General features: G+C 69.0%; 9 protein-coding genes. 4 read left to right on the top strand and 5 right to left on the bottom strand.

Features of this window, described 5'->3' with window-relative positions:
• Positions 1 to 135 precede the first annotated feature (135 nt).
• Genes ACYPYD_RS23655 through ACYPYD_RS23665 form a run of 3 tightly spaced genes read left to right on the top strand, consistent with a single transcriptional unit; the run spans position 136 to position 8,577 of the window.
• On the top strand, positions 136 to 4,293 hold the full coding sequence (locus ACYPYD_RS23655; protein WP_459665873.1) for a hypothetical protein: 4,158 nt from the start codon (positions 136 to 138) through the stop codon (positions 4,291 to 4,293).
• 10 nt (positions 4,294 to 4,303) lie between these two features.
• Positions 4,304 to 6,658, top strand: a complete 2,355-nt coding sequence (locus tag ACYPYD_RS23660) for a caspase family protein (RefSeq protein ID WP_459665875.1) — start codon at positions 4,304 to 4,306, stop codon at positions 6,656 to 6,658.
• Positions 6,655 to 8,577: a gluzincin family metallopeptidase gene (locus ACYPYD_RS23665; RefSeq protein WP_459665876.1), complete on the top strand. Its 1,923-nt coding sequence runs from the start codon at positions 6,655 to 6,657 to the stop codon at positions 8,575 to 8,577. The genes ACYPYD_RS23660 and ACYPYD_RS23665 overlap by 4 nt, the downstream gene beginning before the upstream one ends.
• On the opposite strand, the gene ACYPYD_RS23670 is transcribed toward ACYPYD_RS23665, so the two are convergent.
• The 3 genes from ACYPYD_RS23670 to ACYPYD_RS23680 form a co-directional block, all read right to left on the bottom strand.
• A complete protein-coding gene (locus ACYPYD_RS23670; protein WP_459665878.1) occupies positions 8,519 to 9,385 on the bottom strand; it encodes a kinase in 867 nt (288 codons plus the stop codon). The two genes, ACYPYD_RS23665 and ACYPYD_RS23670, sit on opposite strands and share 59 nt — an antisense overlap.
• Entirely contained in the window at positions 9,369 to 10,337 is a 969-nt protein-coding gene (locus ACYPYD_RS23675) for a 2-hydroxyacid dehydrogenase (RefSeq protein ID WP_459665880.1), read from the bottom strand. The genes ACYPYD_RS23670 and ACYPYD_RS23675 overlap by 17 nt, the downstream gene beginning before the upstream one ends.
• A gap of 81 nt (positions 10,338 to 10,418) precedes the next feature.
• Positions 10,419 to 11,321 (bottom strand): EamA family transporter, encoded by a 903-nt coding sequence (locus tag ACYPYD_RS23680; protein WP_069707360.1) that lies wholly within the window; start codon positions 11,319 to 11,321, stop codon positions 10,419 to 10,421.
• A gap of 53 nt (positions 11,322 to 11,374) precedes the next feature.
• Between ACYPYD_RS23680 and ACYPYD_RS23685 the strand changes: the two genes are divergently transcribed.
• Positions 11,375 to 11,887 carry an Lrp/AsnC family transcriptional regulator gene (locus ACYPYD_RS23685; RefSeq protein WP_008831151.1) on the top strand — a complete coding sequence of 171 codons (513 nt, stop codon included), beginning with the start codon at positions 11,375 to 11,377 and terminating at the stop codon, positions 11,885 to 11,887.
• Between the two features lie 34 nt (positions 11,888 to 11,921).
• Here ACYPYD_RS23685 and ACYPYD_RS23690 read toward each other — a convergent pair whose 3' ends face one another.
• Both ACYPYD_RS23690 and ACYPYD_RS23695 read right to left on the bottom strand, forming a co-directional pair.
• Positions 11,922 to 13,358, bottom strand: a complete 1,437-nt coding sequence (locus ACYPYD_RS23690) for a hypothetical protein (protein ID WP_459665882.1) — start codon at positions 13,356 to 13,358, stop codon at positions 11,922 to 11,924.
• An 84-nt stretch (positions 13,359 to 13,442) separates the two neighbouring features.
• On the bottom strand, positions 13,443 to 14,158 hold a 716-nt coding region (locus ACYPYD_RS23695; RefSeq protein ID WP_459665884.1), incomplete at its 5' end, for an EAL domain-containing protein.

Genomic DNA, 14,158 nt, shown 5'->3' on the forward strand with positions numbered 1-14,158 from the left:
GCGCCGGTAAATACGGCGGATTTGGGACAATGTTGCGCCCCTGAGGTAAATGCTTAAGGGCGTCTTCGGATAGGGGCATGCCGGTGGCCGGATGGTTTCGCCTTGCAGGTTCGTCGCGGCGCGGGATCGGCTGACGTGGCCGGCGTCGCATCCCTGCCGGGCGTCCGCTCGCTCGCCGTGCTGTTGTCGACAACGATCGCGGTGGTGCTGTTCTTCGGGCTGCTGCTGATCCAGGCGCGCTTGGACCTCGTGCTGCGGCGGCAGCAGGCGGACTTCGGCGAAGTGGCGCGCATGGCCAGCCTGTTCCGGGACCTTGGCGACATGGTGACCCGGCGCGCCTCGGAGGACGGACAGCGCGACGGTTCGAATCTCGACAGTTCGAGCGACCGCTTCCAGGTGCGCTATGCGGCGCAGGACCGGTGCCGCGCGATGCCGACCGCGCCGACGAAGCTGCGCCTGACCCTCGACGGTTTCCAGGCGCGTGACCGCAAGCCGGTGATGTCGGCCTTCGCGACCGAGGACGGCGAGCCTTTCTGTGCGCAGAGTTCCGCGCAGTCGGTGATCCAGGCCCCGGTAATTCCGGGGCGCAGCGAGCAGACGCGGGCGCGAGAACTGGCGATCACCGGGCCGGACGGCGAAGTCCTGCTCGTGCTGCGCGGGGACTGGCCCCAGCGCATCGAGCCGCCCGCAGGGAAGGACAAGGCCGCGCTCGAAGGCGGCGCGGTGCCCGCGCCCGACACTTCGGGCAAGACCCCGAAGATCGAGATCGGCGGGCGGGAGCGGCTGGTGTACCAATGGCCGCTCGACCTTGGGCGGCCGGTGACGATCCAGCGCGAGGAAGGCCCCTATGTCTGCGCGCCGCGCCGGTGCCTGCTCAGCGCTCTGGGCGATCCGCCGAGCGCAGGGGCGGTGCTCAACAATCTGAGCCCCTTCACCAAGGCGGCGTTCGGATTCTCGGTGGTCGTGCTGCTGCTGCTGATCCCGCTGATCAAGCTGGCCTCGATCGACCACAATGCCTCGCTCGGCTGGATGGACGTGGTCGGCATCATCGCCGCGGTGCCGCTGATGGTGGCGACGCTGGTGACCGCCTGCGCGGTGGTCGCGTTCTGGGGCGACCTCAGGCGTGACAACGACACGATGGCGCAGGGCCTCGCCGCCGCCATCGCGCAGGATGTCGACCGCGAAGTGGGTTTCAGTCTCGGCGCGATCGAGCGGGATACCAGGGCCGTATGGGGGGATGGCTGGGCCTCGTCGCAGCAATCGGGCGCAGGGGGGGCGTCGTCTCCGTGGCAGACTTACCCGGCGCCATTGCCGCTGGCCGCGCTGCAGTTGCGCAGCATGGTCGGCAGCACGATCATCGACCAGTTGCCGACGAAGGACCGCCCGCTCGCCGACATTCGCGAGCGCCGCTACTTCGGCCGCCTGGGCGCCGGGGAGGTGATCCCCTGCACCGGACGCCAAGGGGAGGCACACGCTGACGGCGGCTTCGGCTGCGGGAAGGGGCAGGTCTACACGATCGACCAGGTGCCTGCGGCGGCCAACGGCGACGCGCGCATGGTGGTCCTGCTGACCCGCGCGGGAGCCGCGAACCTCGTGATGTCGGGAAAGCCGCCCGCCGCGACACTGGCGGTCCCGGTGCCCGAGGGCTTCGGCTATGCGGTGATCGATCCCGCCAGCCTCGAAGTGCTGCAGCATTCCGATCCGGCGCGCGCGCATAACGAGACGTTCGGCAGCCAGCTCGACGCCGTCGATACGCTGTCGCGCATCGCGGGATCGGTGGACGAGCGCTGCGGGCTTGCCGATGCTGCGCAGCATGGGCGCGCGGCGGAGCCCACGGCAGGCGCTCCGTTCGATGCGCGCTACGGCGGCAAGCGGGTGCGCATGTCGATCGGCGTTGCCTGCTCGGCGCACTGGCTGGTGGCGACGTGGTACGACCGCTCGAAGCTGCAGAGGGCGGCGCTCGATCCGGCCTTCGTAGCGGGTGTCACGATGCTCTGCGTCGGGCTGGTGCTGGCGGCGGGGCTGGGCGTGATGGCCTCTACCGACCCGCGCTCGCTGCTGCGCAAGCTCTGGCCCGATCCCGAGCCGTTCCACAGCGCCGAGGCCGACCAGTGGTATCTGCGCGGCATGTCGGCGCAGCTGGCGGTGGTGGTGCTGATGGCGGCCGGGCTGCTGCTGGCGCGGGGCGACGCGGCGTTCCTGCATGCCGCGCTGGGGCTGTTCCTGCTGCTGATCCTGCTGGCGCGCAAGGATGCCGACCATAGCTGGGGCACTCTGCCGGTCGGCTGGGGCAAGGTCGCGACTGTGTTCTACGCCGCGCTCGGCATCTATGCGAGCGTGGTGCTGGCCTGCTGCCTTGGCGCGAACTGGCGGGCCTTCGCCTATCCGGTGCTGCTGGTGGCGATGTGGATAGTCGCGGCGCTGGACTGGTTTTCGCTGCGCAAAATCGACGTCAGATTGCCGGCGTGGATGGAGCGGATGCGCGCGGCGCCTGCCGGGTTCGTGCCGCCTTCCGTCATGCGCCGCGTCAACCGCGTGCTGCGCCATCAGTTGGTGACGATCTACCTGCTGGCGGTCATCCCCGCACTCGCTGCGTGCTGCGCGGGGGCTGGGCAGTTGCGCGCCGACCGCTCGCTGTCCGATGCCTGGGTGCTGCAGCAATCGCGCACGCAAATCGCCGACGACATCGCGCAGATGCGGCCGTTCTACGACAGCGCGCCCAAGGCGAAGACGCCCGCGCCCGCCGATCTGTCCGCCCGCAAGCTCGTCGCCGACCATGCCGCCGCCGAGCCCGGTGCGCCTTCGCAGATGGCCTCCGCGATCATGCAGTTGTGGACCGACGATCCGGTCCGTTTCGACCATCCGCTCGACCTTCGCCTCGGCGTGCTGGCCGACTACGCGCGCTGGGCGCAGGCGCGCACCGGCATCTCGCTCGTCACCATGCCGCGCAGCCCGGGGCTGGTGGTGCTGCGCGACTGGCTGCTGGCGGTCGGCGCCATGGGCGTGGCGACGTTCCTGACCTGGCGCCTGCTGGTGCTGGCGGCGCAGAACCTGTTCGGCCTGCAGCATTTCGGCTTCCGCGCGCTCCATCCGCGCCACACGCCCGAGCAGATCCGCACCAAGTCCACTCGCCCGATCAAGGCCGTCTTCATCAACTATCCTACGCGGGAATTCCGCAAGCTGCAGAACTCGCTCGACACGCGCGACCGGCTGGAGATGTTCGACCTTGCGCTCGAACGCGGCAAGCTGGGCGAGAAGAGCATGGCGCTGCTCACCGCCAAGTCGTGGATCGTCACCGGCTTCGAAAGCATCGTCGCCAACCGCGATCTGCGCGTGAAGACGCTGGCACTGCTGGAGCAGTTGACCGCGCGGCCCGAGGTCAACGTCTACTTCTTCGTTCAGACGATGCCGCTGGTCCGGCTGCGGCAGGCGCGCGACCGCGAGAAGCGCGAGGCCGAGGTGGCGGGCAGCGCCGGGATCATGAACGAAAGCGAGTCCTACCGCTGGGCCGAGCTGTTCTCCGAATTCATCACGTATACCTGGACCGAGACGCTGGCCGAACCCGCGCCGCTCGACGCCGAGCCCGATCCGCCGCGCGGCGGCGCCAATCTGGAGCGGCTGCTGGAACTGATCGACGACCCGGTCAACCGTGCCTCGGTGCGGCGCTGGGCGGCGCGCAATCCGGCGGTGGCGGAGGCGATCGCCAGCGAGATGATCCAGGTGCCGTCCGACCGCATCCAGGACCAGATCCGCTCGTTCGGCATATCGATCGACGACATGACCGCGCCTATGCCTCCGGGAGAATTGGGCGTGCTCAACGATCTCAACGACGTCTACCGTGAGCAGATCCACGAATACATGGCGAACTTCCTCGGCGATTATTATCAGGGCGAATGGGTGCGCTCGAGCAAGGAGGAGCATCTGACGCTGCACCATCTGGCGCACGGCAAGTTCATCAACACCAGCAACTTCCCGGTGCTCAACAGCCTGCTGACGCGGCGGCTGGTCAAGACCGATCCCAACTTCCGGCTGATGAACGAGAGCTTCGGCCACTGGATCCGCACGCTGGAGCAGCCCGAGTGGTTCCACCAGTTCCGGCAGGACGCGCAGCGCGGCGGGGCGTGGAACGTGCTGCGCGTGCCGCTGCTGCTGTTGGTCGCGGCGGGCTCGGTGCTCATCACGTTCCTCGATCACGAGGGCTCCGGCTCACTGCTGACCCTGCTTCCCGGCGTCGTCGCGACGATGCCGATGCTGCTGTCCCGTTTCACCCGGCCGCTACAGGCCAATGCCTAGGAGGATGCTCATGGCCGCTGCGCAGAAGGACTGGCTCGCGATCGAGTGGGTCGGCAATGTCCCGGTCAAGGAACTGACCGAGCAGTTGAAGGCTTCGGCCGCGCTCAGCCAGCGCTTCCACTACCTGCTGTTCCCCGACGGATCGATCCGCGCCAACCGCAGGCTGGAGCCCGGGCAGCCGGTCGAACTGCTGGTGGTGCGCGAGGGCGCGGAGCCGGGCGCGGAGCAGTTGGAGCGGATCGCGGCCTTGCGGGATTACTTCGCAGCATGGAACGCGGCCGAGGACAAGGCGGGTGTCGTGGCACCGGACTGGCTGCCCTCGGCCGGGGAGGCGCCTGAGACGAAGACGCGCGGTGGCGACACCGCCGCGGTGTCGCCCTGGCCGGTCTTCGTCGATCCCGGCCCGTTCACCGGCGCGCCCGAGCAGCTGCGCGAACTGGCGCTCCATGTCGTGAACTTGCGCAAGGGCGTGCTTTCCGACGACGGGATCATGGCGACGCACGAGACGGATCTCGACCGGCTCGTCAGCGCCATCGTCGACAAGGCGAAGCAGGGCTACCGGCTGATGCTCTACGCCCACGGCGGGCTGACCGACGAGCGCAGCGGCCTCGCGGCGGCATGGGCCTATCACCGCTGGTGGATGGCTCACGGCATTTACCCGGTCTACTTCATCTGGGAGACCGGAGGGCTGGAGACGTTCTGGCAGATCGTCGAGGGTGACAGGCGCAAGGGCCGCGCCCTCTCGCGCGACATCTACGATTACACCACCGACCCGGCGGTGGAGCTGATCGGCGGCAAGGTCGGCACCTTGCTGTGGGACGCCATGAAGGACAGCGCCCGCCGCTCCAGCGACACCGGGGGCGGCGCGCGCCTCTTCGCAGAAAAGCTGGCGGCGGCGTGGAAGGAGCCGAGTGCGATCTTCGCGCTGGGGCACAGTGCGGGCTCGATCTTCCATGCGTACTTCCTGCCGGTGCTTTGCGCCGACAAGCTGCGGGTGAAGCAGATGCACCTGCTGGCCCCGGCAATCACCAACGACCTCTTCGCGCAGACGCTCGGTAGCCTGATCGGCAAGAAGAAGATCGAGGAGGCGAGCCTCTTCGCGATGACGCGCGAGGCGGAGCGGGCGGACAACTGTGCCAACATCTACCGCAAGTCGCTGCTCTACCTCGTCAGCCGCGCGTTCGAGCCGGAGAAGGGGACGCCGATCCTGGGCATGGAGGACTTCATCCGCACCGACCCGGAGGTGAAGCGCGCGTTCCGGGACGCGGTGATCCTGTCTCCTACCGCATCTTCTGCAAAGCCGACCATGGCCTCAGGCTCGCGCTCGCACGGCGGGTTCGATAACGACGTGGCGACGCTCGAGAACGTGCTGCGGCGTATGCTGGGGCTGGGCGATGCGGGCGTGGTCAAGCCGCGCTTTCCGGCGGGCGAGCCGCGCGTCGGCCGGGCGATCGTGGCGGCGAACTACTACGGCATGCCGGCGGGGTTGTTCGAGCAGCCTGCCGAGTTCGTGCCCGTCGCACCACCTCCGCCTCAGGCGACGACGCCGGTGCAGCTCGGCGGCCAGAAGATTGCGCTGTGCATCGGCAACGATGCTTTTCCCGAAGGCATGCGCCTCTACGGCTGCGTCAACGACGCCAACACCTGGGCCGAGACGTTCCGCCAGCAGGGCCATGACGCCACCGTCCTGTCCGACGCCAGTGCCGGGCAGATCCGCGAGGCGTTGCGCGGCATTCTCGGCAAGGCGCGCGCCGGGGACAGCGTGATGATCCATATCTCCTCCCACGGCACCCGCGTCCTCGACGTCGACGGGGACGAGTTGCAGGACAAGCAGTTCGCCGATGACAAGGACGAGGCGCTGGTGGCGCTCGACTGGCGTGACGGCGGGCTGATCATCGACGACGAATGGCCCGATCTGATGAAAGTGGCGGACGGCGTGAAGGTCATCCGCTTCCATGACTTCTGCCATTCGGGCCGGTCGAGCCGGATGGCGCTGGGCGGCCGCATCGACCGCCGCCCGCGCAGCGTCAGCCTGCCGGACGCGATCGCGCTCAAGGCTTACGAGGCGCGCAAAGCCGCGCGCGGAAGCCGGGCAGCGGCGGCCAGCCCTTCCGAGATCTACGGCGCGGACTTGTCCTATGTCACCTTCTGCGCCTGCCTGCCCGAGCAGTCGGCGATGGAGGAGGCGGGCTCGGGGGTGTTCACCCGCGCGGCGACGAAGATCCTGCGCGGGCAGGGCGCCGGGATGACCGCGCAGGACGTCTTCGCCGCCATTGCCCGCGAGATGGTGGGCGAGGACCAGAAGCCGCTGCTTGAAGGCTCGGCGCTCTACAGCGCGCAGGCGCTGTTCGGCCTGCCCGCATGACTAACGGCGTGGTCATAACCGTCTCCCCCCGCGTCCTGCGCGAAGTGCGCAGCGCCGAGGACGAGGCGGACGAGCGCAAGCGGGCGAGGGACCGCTGCCCGGCCGCCGATACTGCCCCCGGTATTGGCGCCGAGACCGACATGCCGATGGTGCGCCGGATGCGGATATTCGCCATCGACCCCACCGCCCGCTCCGATCGCGGCGGGGTCGTCACCGTGTCCGAGCCTTACGAGCCGCTGGAGTTCTCAGGCGACGGCGAGACACTGCGCGGCCGCCGCTTCGCCGTCACGTTGCCGGTCTGGTCGGAGGACAAGCCGCAGTGGCGCTCGGTGCGGACGATCATCGACGCGATGAAGCCCAACAGCATCGTCACCATCGCCGATGCGGGCTATCCGCCTTCGCTGAGCGATCCGCGTTTCATCGCGCAGATGGTCTACGCGACCGCCTCGCAGCTTTACGGCACCTTCCGCAAGGCGCTGGGGCGCGAGATCGTGCTTGGCCTCATGCACGATCCGGCGACCGGCGAATGGTCGCGCGCGGATCGCTTCCACCTCGCGCCGTGGGAGGTCGAGGAGGCGCAGGCGTGGTTCGACCCGGCGCGCGCCTGCGTGGTCTTCGGTTACTACAAGGCGCGCAGCGACACGGTGGGCTATCCCCCCGGCAGCCGGGTGTTCACCGCGCTGTCGCACGACGTCATCGTCCACGAGATGACGCACGCCCTGCTGGACGCGGTGAAGCCCGAGTTCATGACCGCCACCCACCGCGACGTGCTCGCCTTCCACGAGGCTTTCGCCGACCTCGTGGCGATCTTCCAGCGCTATTCCTACGGCGAACTCGTTGCCGCCCAGATCACCGAGGCGCGCGGCGACATAGAGCGGCTGGGCGTGCTCGGATCGCTGGCCCGCACGTTCTCCGAGACGGCGGGCGGCGGCGCGACGCTGCGTCCGCTGATCGGCGACCTGCTCTACGACAGCCCGGAGATCGGCGACGAGCCGCACCAGCTCGGCAACGTGCTGGTGCAGGCGGTCTACCGCGCGTTCCAGAAAGTCGCCGGCGCGCGGATCGAGGGGCTGATTGCCATCGCCACCAACGGCAGCGGCATCCTCCCGCGCGGCGCCCTGTCGCCCGCGCTGGCGCAGGAGATCGCCGCGCGGCTGGGCAAGACGGCGCAGATGTTCCAGTCGATGCTGATCCGCGCGCTGGACTATGCGCCGCCGTTCGGCATCACCTTCTTCACTTTCCTGCGCGCGGTGATCTCGGCCGACATGCGCCTCGTGCCGGTGGACGACGAGAACATCCGCGTCGCGTGGATGGAAGCGTTCCGTCACCACCGCATCTTCCCGAGCGACGGGCTGCATTATGCCGAGGAGCAGCTGGCCTGGCCCTTGCCGGAGGATGTGGCGGCCTTCGATCTCGCCATGCTGAGCTTCGCGCAGACCGCGTTCCAGGGCAATCCGGGCGACCTGCTGTCGCTCGACATCGCCGCGATTCAGGCGGCGCGCGTCGCCGCGCATATGAACGGCGAGGAAGCAGCGGCGTGGCAGGCGCTGCTGGGCCTCGAAGGCGCGGGCAGCGAGACTCGCGCCGACATCGTCGGCTTGCGCAGCTTCGCAAGGCCCGGCCCCGGCGGCATGACCGAGTTCGGCACCGTGCTCGAAGTCGTCTGCCGCAGCTTCACCGATCGCGACGCCAGCGGGTTCATGGGCGCCACCGGAGCCAGCCTGGTCTACGACAGCGCCGGGCGGCTCATGTCCTGCGCGATCGAGCCGCAGCAGGCGGGCGCCGTCACAGGCGGGGGAGGCCGCCGCGAGGACATCGAGGGTTACGCCGTCAGCAAGGAAGGCGCGCGCAGCTGGCTGCTCAAGCAGGGCCGCTGGCAACTGCGGCCCGACGTCGCGCGGGGGCTGTGCATGCGGTGATGCGTTCTGCCTGGAAGGCGGACACGAGGCTGCGATCGGCCGCCAGACGCAGCACCAGATCGGCGCGCTGTGGCATTTCGATGAGGATGTGCCGGGTCAGCCGTTCGTAGTGCTGGACGAAGCGGTCGAGCGCGGCCTCGTCCATGACCTGCGTGCCCTCGGCTTCGCGGGCGCGCAGGGCGTCCTCCTGCTGGCCGCGCCAGCCGCGCACGACCTCGAAGCCCGGCGCGGCAAGTAGCACAAGGCGGTCGATGCACGCGAAAAGATCGGCGTAGGGACCGGCCAGTGCGGCATTGACGTGACCGCGCCACGTGCCTTGCGGGTCTTCCTCAAGCTCAAGGGCATTGACCGGCACGGCCAGCGCACCGGCGTCCTGCGGGCGAGCGCCCACGCACCAGCCTTCGAAGATCAGCAGGTCGAGATCGGCGGGAATGCCGTCGCCTTGCGGCGCGGGTTCGTCGCGCGCCTTGTCGAAGCGGGGCAGGGTGACGGGCTCTCCCGCGCGGATGGCGTCGATCAGGGCGACACCGCGCGCCGTATCGTGCGTACCGGGAACGCCGCGCGTAGCGAAGAGAGGGTGCACGGTGCGGGCAAGCTGGGCACGCGCGTCCCGGCCGAGGTATAGATCGTCGAGCGAGAGCACGGCCACCCGCCGCCCTTCCGCTTCCAGAGCGGACTTCAGTGCTTCGGCCAGCGTCGATTTGCCCGACCCTTGCGAACCGCACAGGCCGAGGATCAGCGGGCCTTGGCGCGGCGCCTCCAGCCAGCGCCTTGCAGCTCCGGCGACGCGCTCAGCCGACGGGGTCAAGCAGGGGCTCCCCGGCGAAGAAGCGGCCCAGGTTGTCGGCGACTTTCATCCCCATCGCCGTGCGCGCCTCGATCGTGGCGCTGCCGAGGTGCGGCAGGAGCACCACGTTGGGCAAATCGACCAGCGCAGGATGGACGCGCGGCTCCGCCTCGTAGACGTCGAGGCCGGCCGCCGCGATCCGGCGTTCGGCCAGAGCCTCGGCCAGTGCGGCTTCGTCGATCAGGGTGCCGCGCCCGGTGTTCACCAGCACTGCATGGGCGGGCATCCGCGCGAGCAGGGCCGCATCGACCATGTGCCGCGTCTCCGCCCCGCCCGGCGCGTGGAGCGAGAGCATGTCGGCGCGCTGCGCAAGTTCGCCGAGGTCCGCGAAGTATGCGTCGGCGGGCATGTCGGGCGCGGGGCGGCGGCTGTGGTAGGCGATCCGCATGCCGAACGCCTCGGCGCGCTTCGCGGTCGCCCGCGCGATCCGCCCGAAGCCGACGAGGCCGAGCAGCTTGCCCGAAAGCGACTGGCCGACCAGATGCGTCGGCCGCCAGCCCGTCCATTGCCCGGCGCGCAATTCCCGCTCCCCTTCGCCCGCACGGCGGCTGGCCATGAGCAGCAGGGTCATGGCGATGTCGGCGGTGGCCTCGGTCAGCACGTCGGGCGTGTTCGTGACGACAACCCCCGCCTCGCGCGCGGCGGCGATGTCGATGTGTTCGAAGCCCGCGCCATAGTTGCCCACGATCCGCACGCGGCGATCCGGCACGGTCAGGACGGCGCGCGTCACGCGGTCGGTGACGGTGGGGCACAAGGCGTCATGGGTACGCATCGCCTCGGCCAGTTCGGCTTCGGTCAGCGGCGTGTCGGCGGCGTTGAGCGTGACGTCGTAGGACGCGGCGAGGCGGGTCTCTACCGCCTCCGGCCAGCGCCGCGTAAGCAGGATTTTCGGTCTTTGCGAAGTCGCCTGCATATTCCGCGAACCATCCTTGCCCGTTGTCGTCGCCCGTCGTCGTAAGGCGGCTTAGGCGGTCGATGGAGCCGAGGTCAAACCCTACTGTGCGGTCGGCAGCTCTGCCTTGGCATCGCCCAGCAGCACCGATCCGGCCGAGGCCGCGACCACAAGCGCGACGGCCAGCCACTGGACAGGCAGCAGATGCTCGCCCAGCAGGACGGCTCCGGCGAGGGCGCCGACGGCGGGTTCCAGGCTCATCAGCACGCCGAACCGGTTGGCCGGGATCTGCTTGAGCGCGATCATCTCCAGCGAATAGGGTACGGCGCTGGACAGCACGGCGGTGGCCAGCCCGAGGAGGATCAGCGAAGGAGCGAGTAGGGCGCTGCCCGCCTCGACCACGCCGATGGGGACGACGACCACGGCTGCGGTCGCCATGCCCAGGGCCACGGCCTGACCGCCGGGGAGGTGCGTCGTCTTCTTGCCGAACACGATGTAGAGCCCCCAGCACAGCCCCGCCAGCAGCGCGAAGCCGACGCCGACAGGGTCCAGTGCATGGGGCGATGCATGGAGCGGCAGCAGCAGCGCCAGCCCTGCGGCCGCCATGGCGACCATCGCGAACTGCCCGGCACGGCGCGAATAGAGCAGCGAGACGGTCAGCGGCCCGAGGAACTCGATCGCGATAGCGAGGCCGAGGGGGATCGTGCGGATGGCAAGGTAGAAGCTGAGGTTCATAAGTCCCAGCACCGCGCCGTAGCGCATCGTCGCAACCAGGTCCGCACGGGTCAGCGGGGCGCGCCAGGGGCGGAAGAGCAGCAGCAGGATCAGCGCGGAAAAGCCCACGCGGTAAGCGATCGCACCCGTCGCGCCGACCGCCGGAAACAGCTGCTTGCCGTAGGACGTGCCCACGCAGAACGCCAGGATCGAGCAGGCAAGCGCGACATAGGGCGCGGCGCGCAGGAGCGGCGAAGGGGGTGAACCGGCGGAGGCGGACAGGGTGTTCATGGCGCCGATATATCCTGCCACATCTGGCGAAGGCTGGCGAATTTCGGCATGAGATGATGGAATTCGTCATCTTGGGAGAAATTGTGGCGGAAACAGTCGATATCGACGCGTTCGACCGGCGAATCATCGCGATCGTCAGGCGCAACAATCTGGCGCCCGCCCGCACGATCGCCGCGCAGGTCGGTCTTTCGGAGAGCGCGGTGCTACGCCGCCTGCGCCGGTTGCGGGCGGCCGGGGTGATCGTCGCCGACGTCGCGCTTATCGACCCCGCGCGGCTGGCACCGGCGATCACGATCCACGTGCTGGTGGAACTCAACCAGTCGGGCCTGCGCATGGAGCAGGCCTTCGCGGCAAGGCTGGACCGCTGCCCGGAAGTGATAGGGGCGTGGAACGTGACCGGGCGCACCGACTTCCTGCTGATGGTCAGCGTGCCGACGATCGAGGCCTACCAGCGCTTCGCCGACGACGTGCTCGCCTCCGACGAGAACGTGCGGGATTTCGAGACACTGGTGAGCCTGCGCGAGATCGTGCGGTTCGACCCGTTGCGCGCCGGCCTGCCGCTTTGAGGGCTGCGCTCGCAGTGACGGATTTGGGGGAATGCTACCGCCCGATCAGGCCGAGCGCGTGGCGGATGAACTTGCTGCGGTCGAGCACCCATTCCGACCCGGCGGGGAGATCGGGGTCCGAGTAGGTCCAGCCCTCGCCCGAGTAGACCCGCTGCAGGTTGCCGCCGGTGCCGAAGGCCAGCGAGACGTAGCGCTGCTGTGCGCGGGGCGCCTCGCTGCCCTCGACGTGCGAGCCGTCGGTGCCGAGCGTGGTGCCCGTCGGTCTGAGCGCGAAGACGTAAGGTTCGGTGCGGAAGCTCTTCACCGAGGTGTTGAGGAAGACCGAAAGATAGACCTGGTCCAGCGCATCGAGCGGCGAGGGCGACATATGCCATGCGGGCGAGCCGATCACCGGCCAGGGATAATTACCCTGCTCGCCGTAGCGGATGTCGCTGCGCAGGTCGACGAGGGCATCGCGCGGGGATTGCGCGGGCTCGACGCGCTCGATGCGCAGGCCGTCTGACCACGTGAAACCGAAGGCCGACGCGTCGATCAGCGGCATCGCGGAAGGCGGCCAGTTCGAAGGCGCCCCTCGCGGCACGTTGGAGACTGTGACGTTCTCGTAGACGCGCAAGTATGCCTTGTCCTTCAGCTGGTGGCCGCTCGCCGAGTTCTCCCAGGCGCGCTGGCCGTGGAACTTCGTGTCGCGGAAATGCGAGACGAGGGTGCCGTTGATGTAGGTGGTGTGCTCCTGGTCGGTGTTGGTGCCGACGTTGCCGGCGATGTCGCTGTCTTCGGCGTAGAGCATCGTCTGGCCATTCGGCACGAACAGCGCGTTCTTGCCGCCGTAGATCTTCACGCGGCGCAGGACGGCGGTGAACAGGCCGGGGCGGCGAGTTTCCGTTACTTCCAGATGGAGCGCGCCCTTGGTCTGGATGGCGTCGGGGAAGTCCAGTTCGACGTCGCGCATCTCGAAGTGGACGCGCTGGGCGCCGACGTCGAACAGGCGCAGGTCCACCGTCGCCCAGTCGTAGCCGGTGCGGAACACCGCGCGCTCGCCGGGGATGGAGCTGCGCACGATGTACTGCGTGCCCTCTACCGGGCCGCCGATCTGCGGCAGCGACGGCGCGAAGGGATAGACGCAGGGAGCGCCTTGCGCGTCCTGCGCCTCGTAGACCAGTTCGTAGCCGCCTTCGACCGGGCCGTCCGGGCTGCGGCCCTGATAGACCTCGCGCCCCGCCTTGCGCGAGGCTTCGCACTTGATGCGATAGGTGACGGCAGGCGCGCGCAGGCCGTCCATCGGCATGTAGAACGGATAAAGCCGGTCCCGCTCCTCGGGCGATGCCGGTTCGGCGGCCATGGCGCTGCGCGCGGCCAGCGGTACGGCGGCCGCCGCGACGACCGCCGGCAGCCGCGAGGCGGGCACCGACACGTCCAGCAGCAGCGGCATGGCCATGGCGAGCAGGGACTTGGGACGATGAAGAGGGGGCACTGGAATCTCCGCGCGGCGTGTCGGCACGAAGCGCCTAGCGTAAAAAGGAAAGCAAGATGTGAACGCCCGCCATTCTCCCGAACCTCATCCGGCGAGCGAGGTCAGGAACGGTGACACCCGCCGGCCGTTGGTCGCTTCCTGGAACGCGAGGAATTCCCCAGCCGGGAGTGCCTTGGCATAGAGCCAGCCTTGCGCGAAGCCGACCCCGGCGGCGCGCAGGTAGGCTTCCTGTTCAGGCGTCTCGACGCCCTCGGCGACGATCAGCAGGTTGAGGCCGTGGGCGATCTCGATGACGTGCGGGACGACCACGCTGGTCGCTGCCTCCCGGCCGATGGCATCGACGAAGGACTTGTCGATCTTGAGTGCGTCGAGCGGCAGTGCGGCAAGCTGCGCGAGACTGGAATAGCCGGTGCCGAAATCGTCGATCGCCACCATGTGGCCCTGCGCACGCGCCTTCTCCAGAGTCTCGCGCGCGGCGGCGGCATCCATGAAGCCGCGCTCGGTCGCCTCCAGCCAGACCTGCCGGGGCGCGACCCCGGCCTCGGCCAGCGCATGCGTCAGGACCGGCAGGAAACGCCCGCTCTGCATGTCGATGGCGGAGATGTTGATGGCGACGTGGACGCTGCGCTCGCGCCGCAGCATGTCGGCAAGGTCGGCGACGACGCAGCCGATCATCATGTCGGTCAGCGGTTCGATCAGGCGGTGCTTCTCGGCGAGCGGGATGAAGACCTCGGGCGAGACGCTGGTGCCGTCGCTGCGCTGCCAGCGCAGCAGCGCCTCGGCACCGACGCAAAGGCCGG

The sequence above is a fragment of the Novosphingobium sp. 11B genome (assembly GCF_054589055.1).

Coding starts and splice junctions, on each gene's coding strand:
- ACYPYD_RS23685 (WP_008831151.1), top strand. CDS start 11,375: ATGATGGAATTCGTCATCTTGGGAGAAATTGTGGCGGAAACAGTCGAT.
- ACYPYD_RS23665 (WP_459665876.1), top strand. CDS start 6,655: ATGACTAACGGCGTGGTCATAACCGTCTCCCCCCGCGTCCTGCGCGAA.
- ACYPYD_RS23660 (WP_459665875.1), top strand. CDS start 4,304: ATGGCCGCTGCGCAGAAGGACTGGCTCGCGATCGAGTGGGTCGGCAAT.
- ACYPYD_RS23675 (WP_459665880.1), bottom strand. CDS start 10,337: ATGCAGGCGACTTCGCAAAGACCGAAAATCCTGCTTACGCGGCGCTGG.
- ACYPYD_RS23680 (WP_069707360.1), bottom strand. CDS start 11,321: ATGAACACCCTGTCCGCCTCCGCCGGTTCACCCCCTTCGCCGCTCCTG.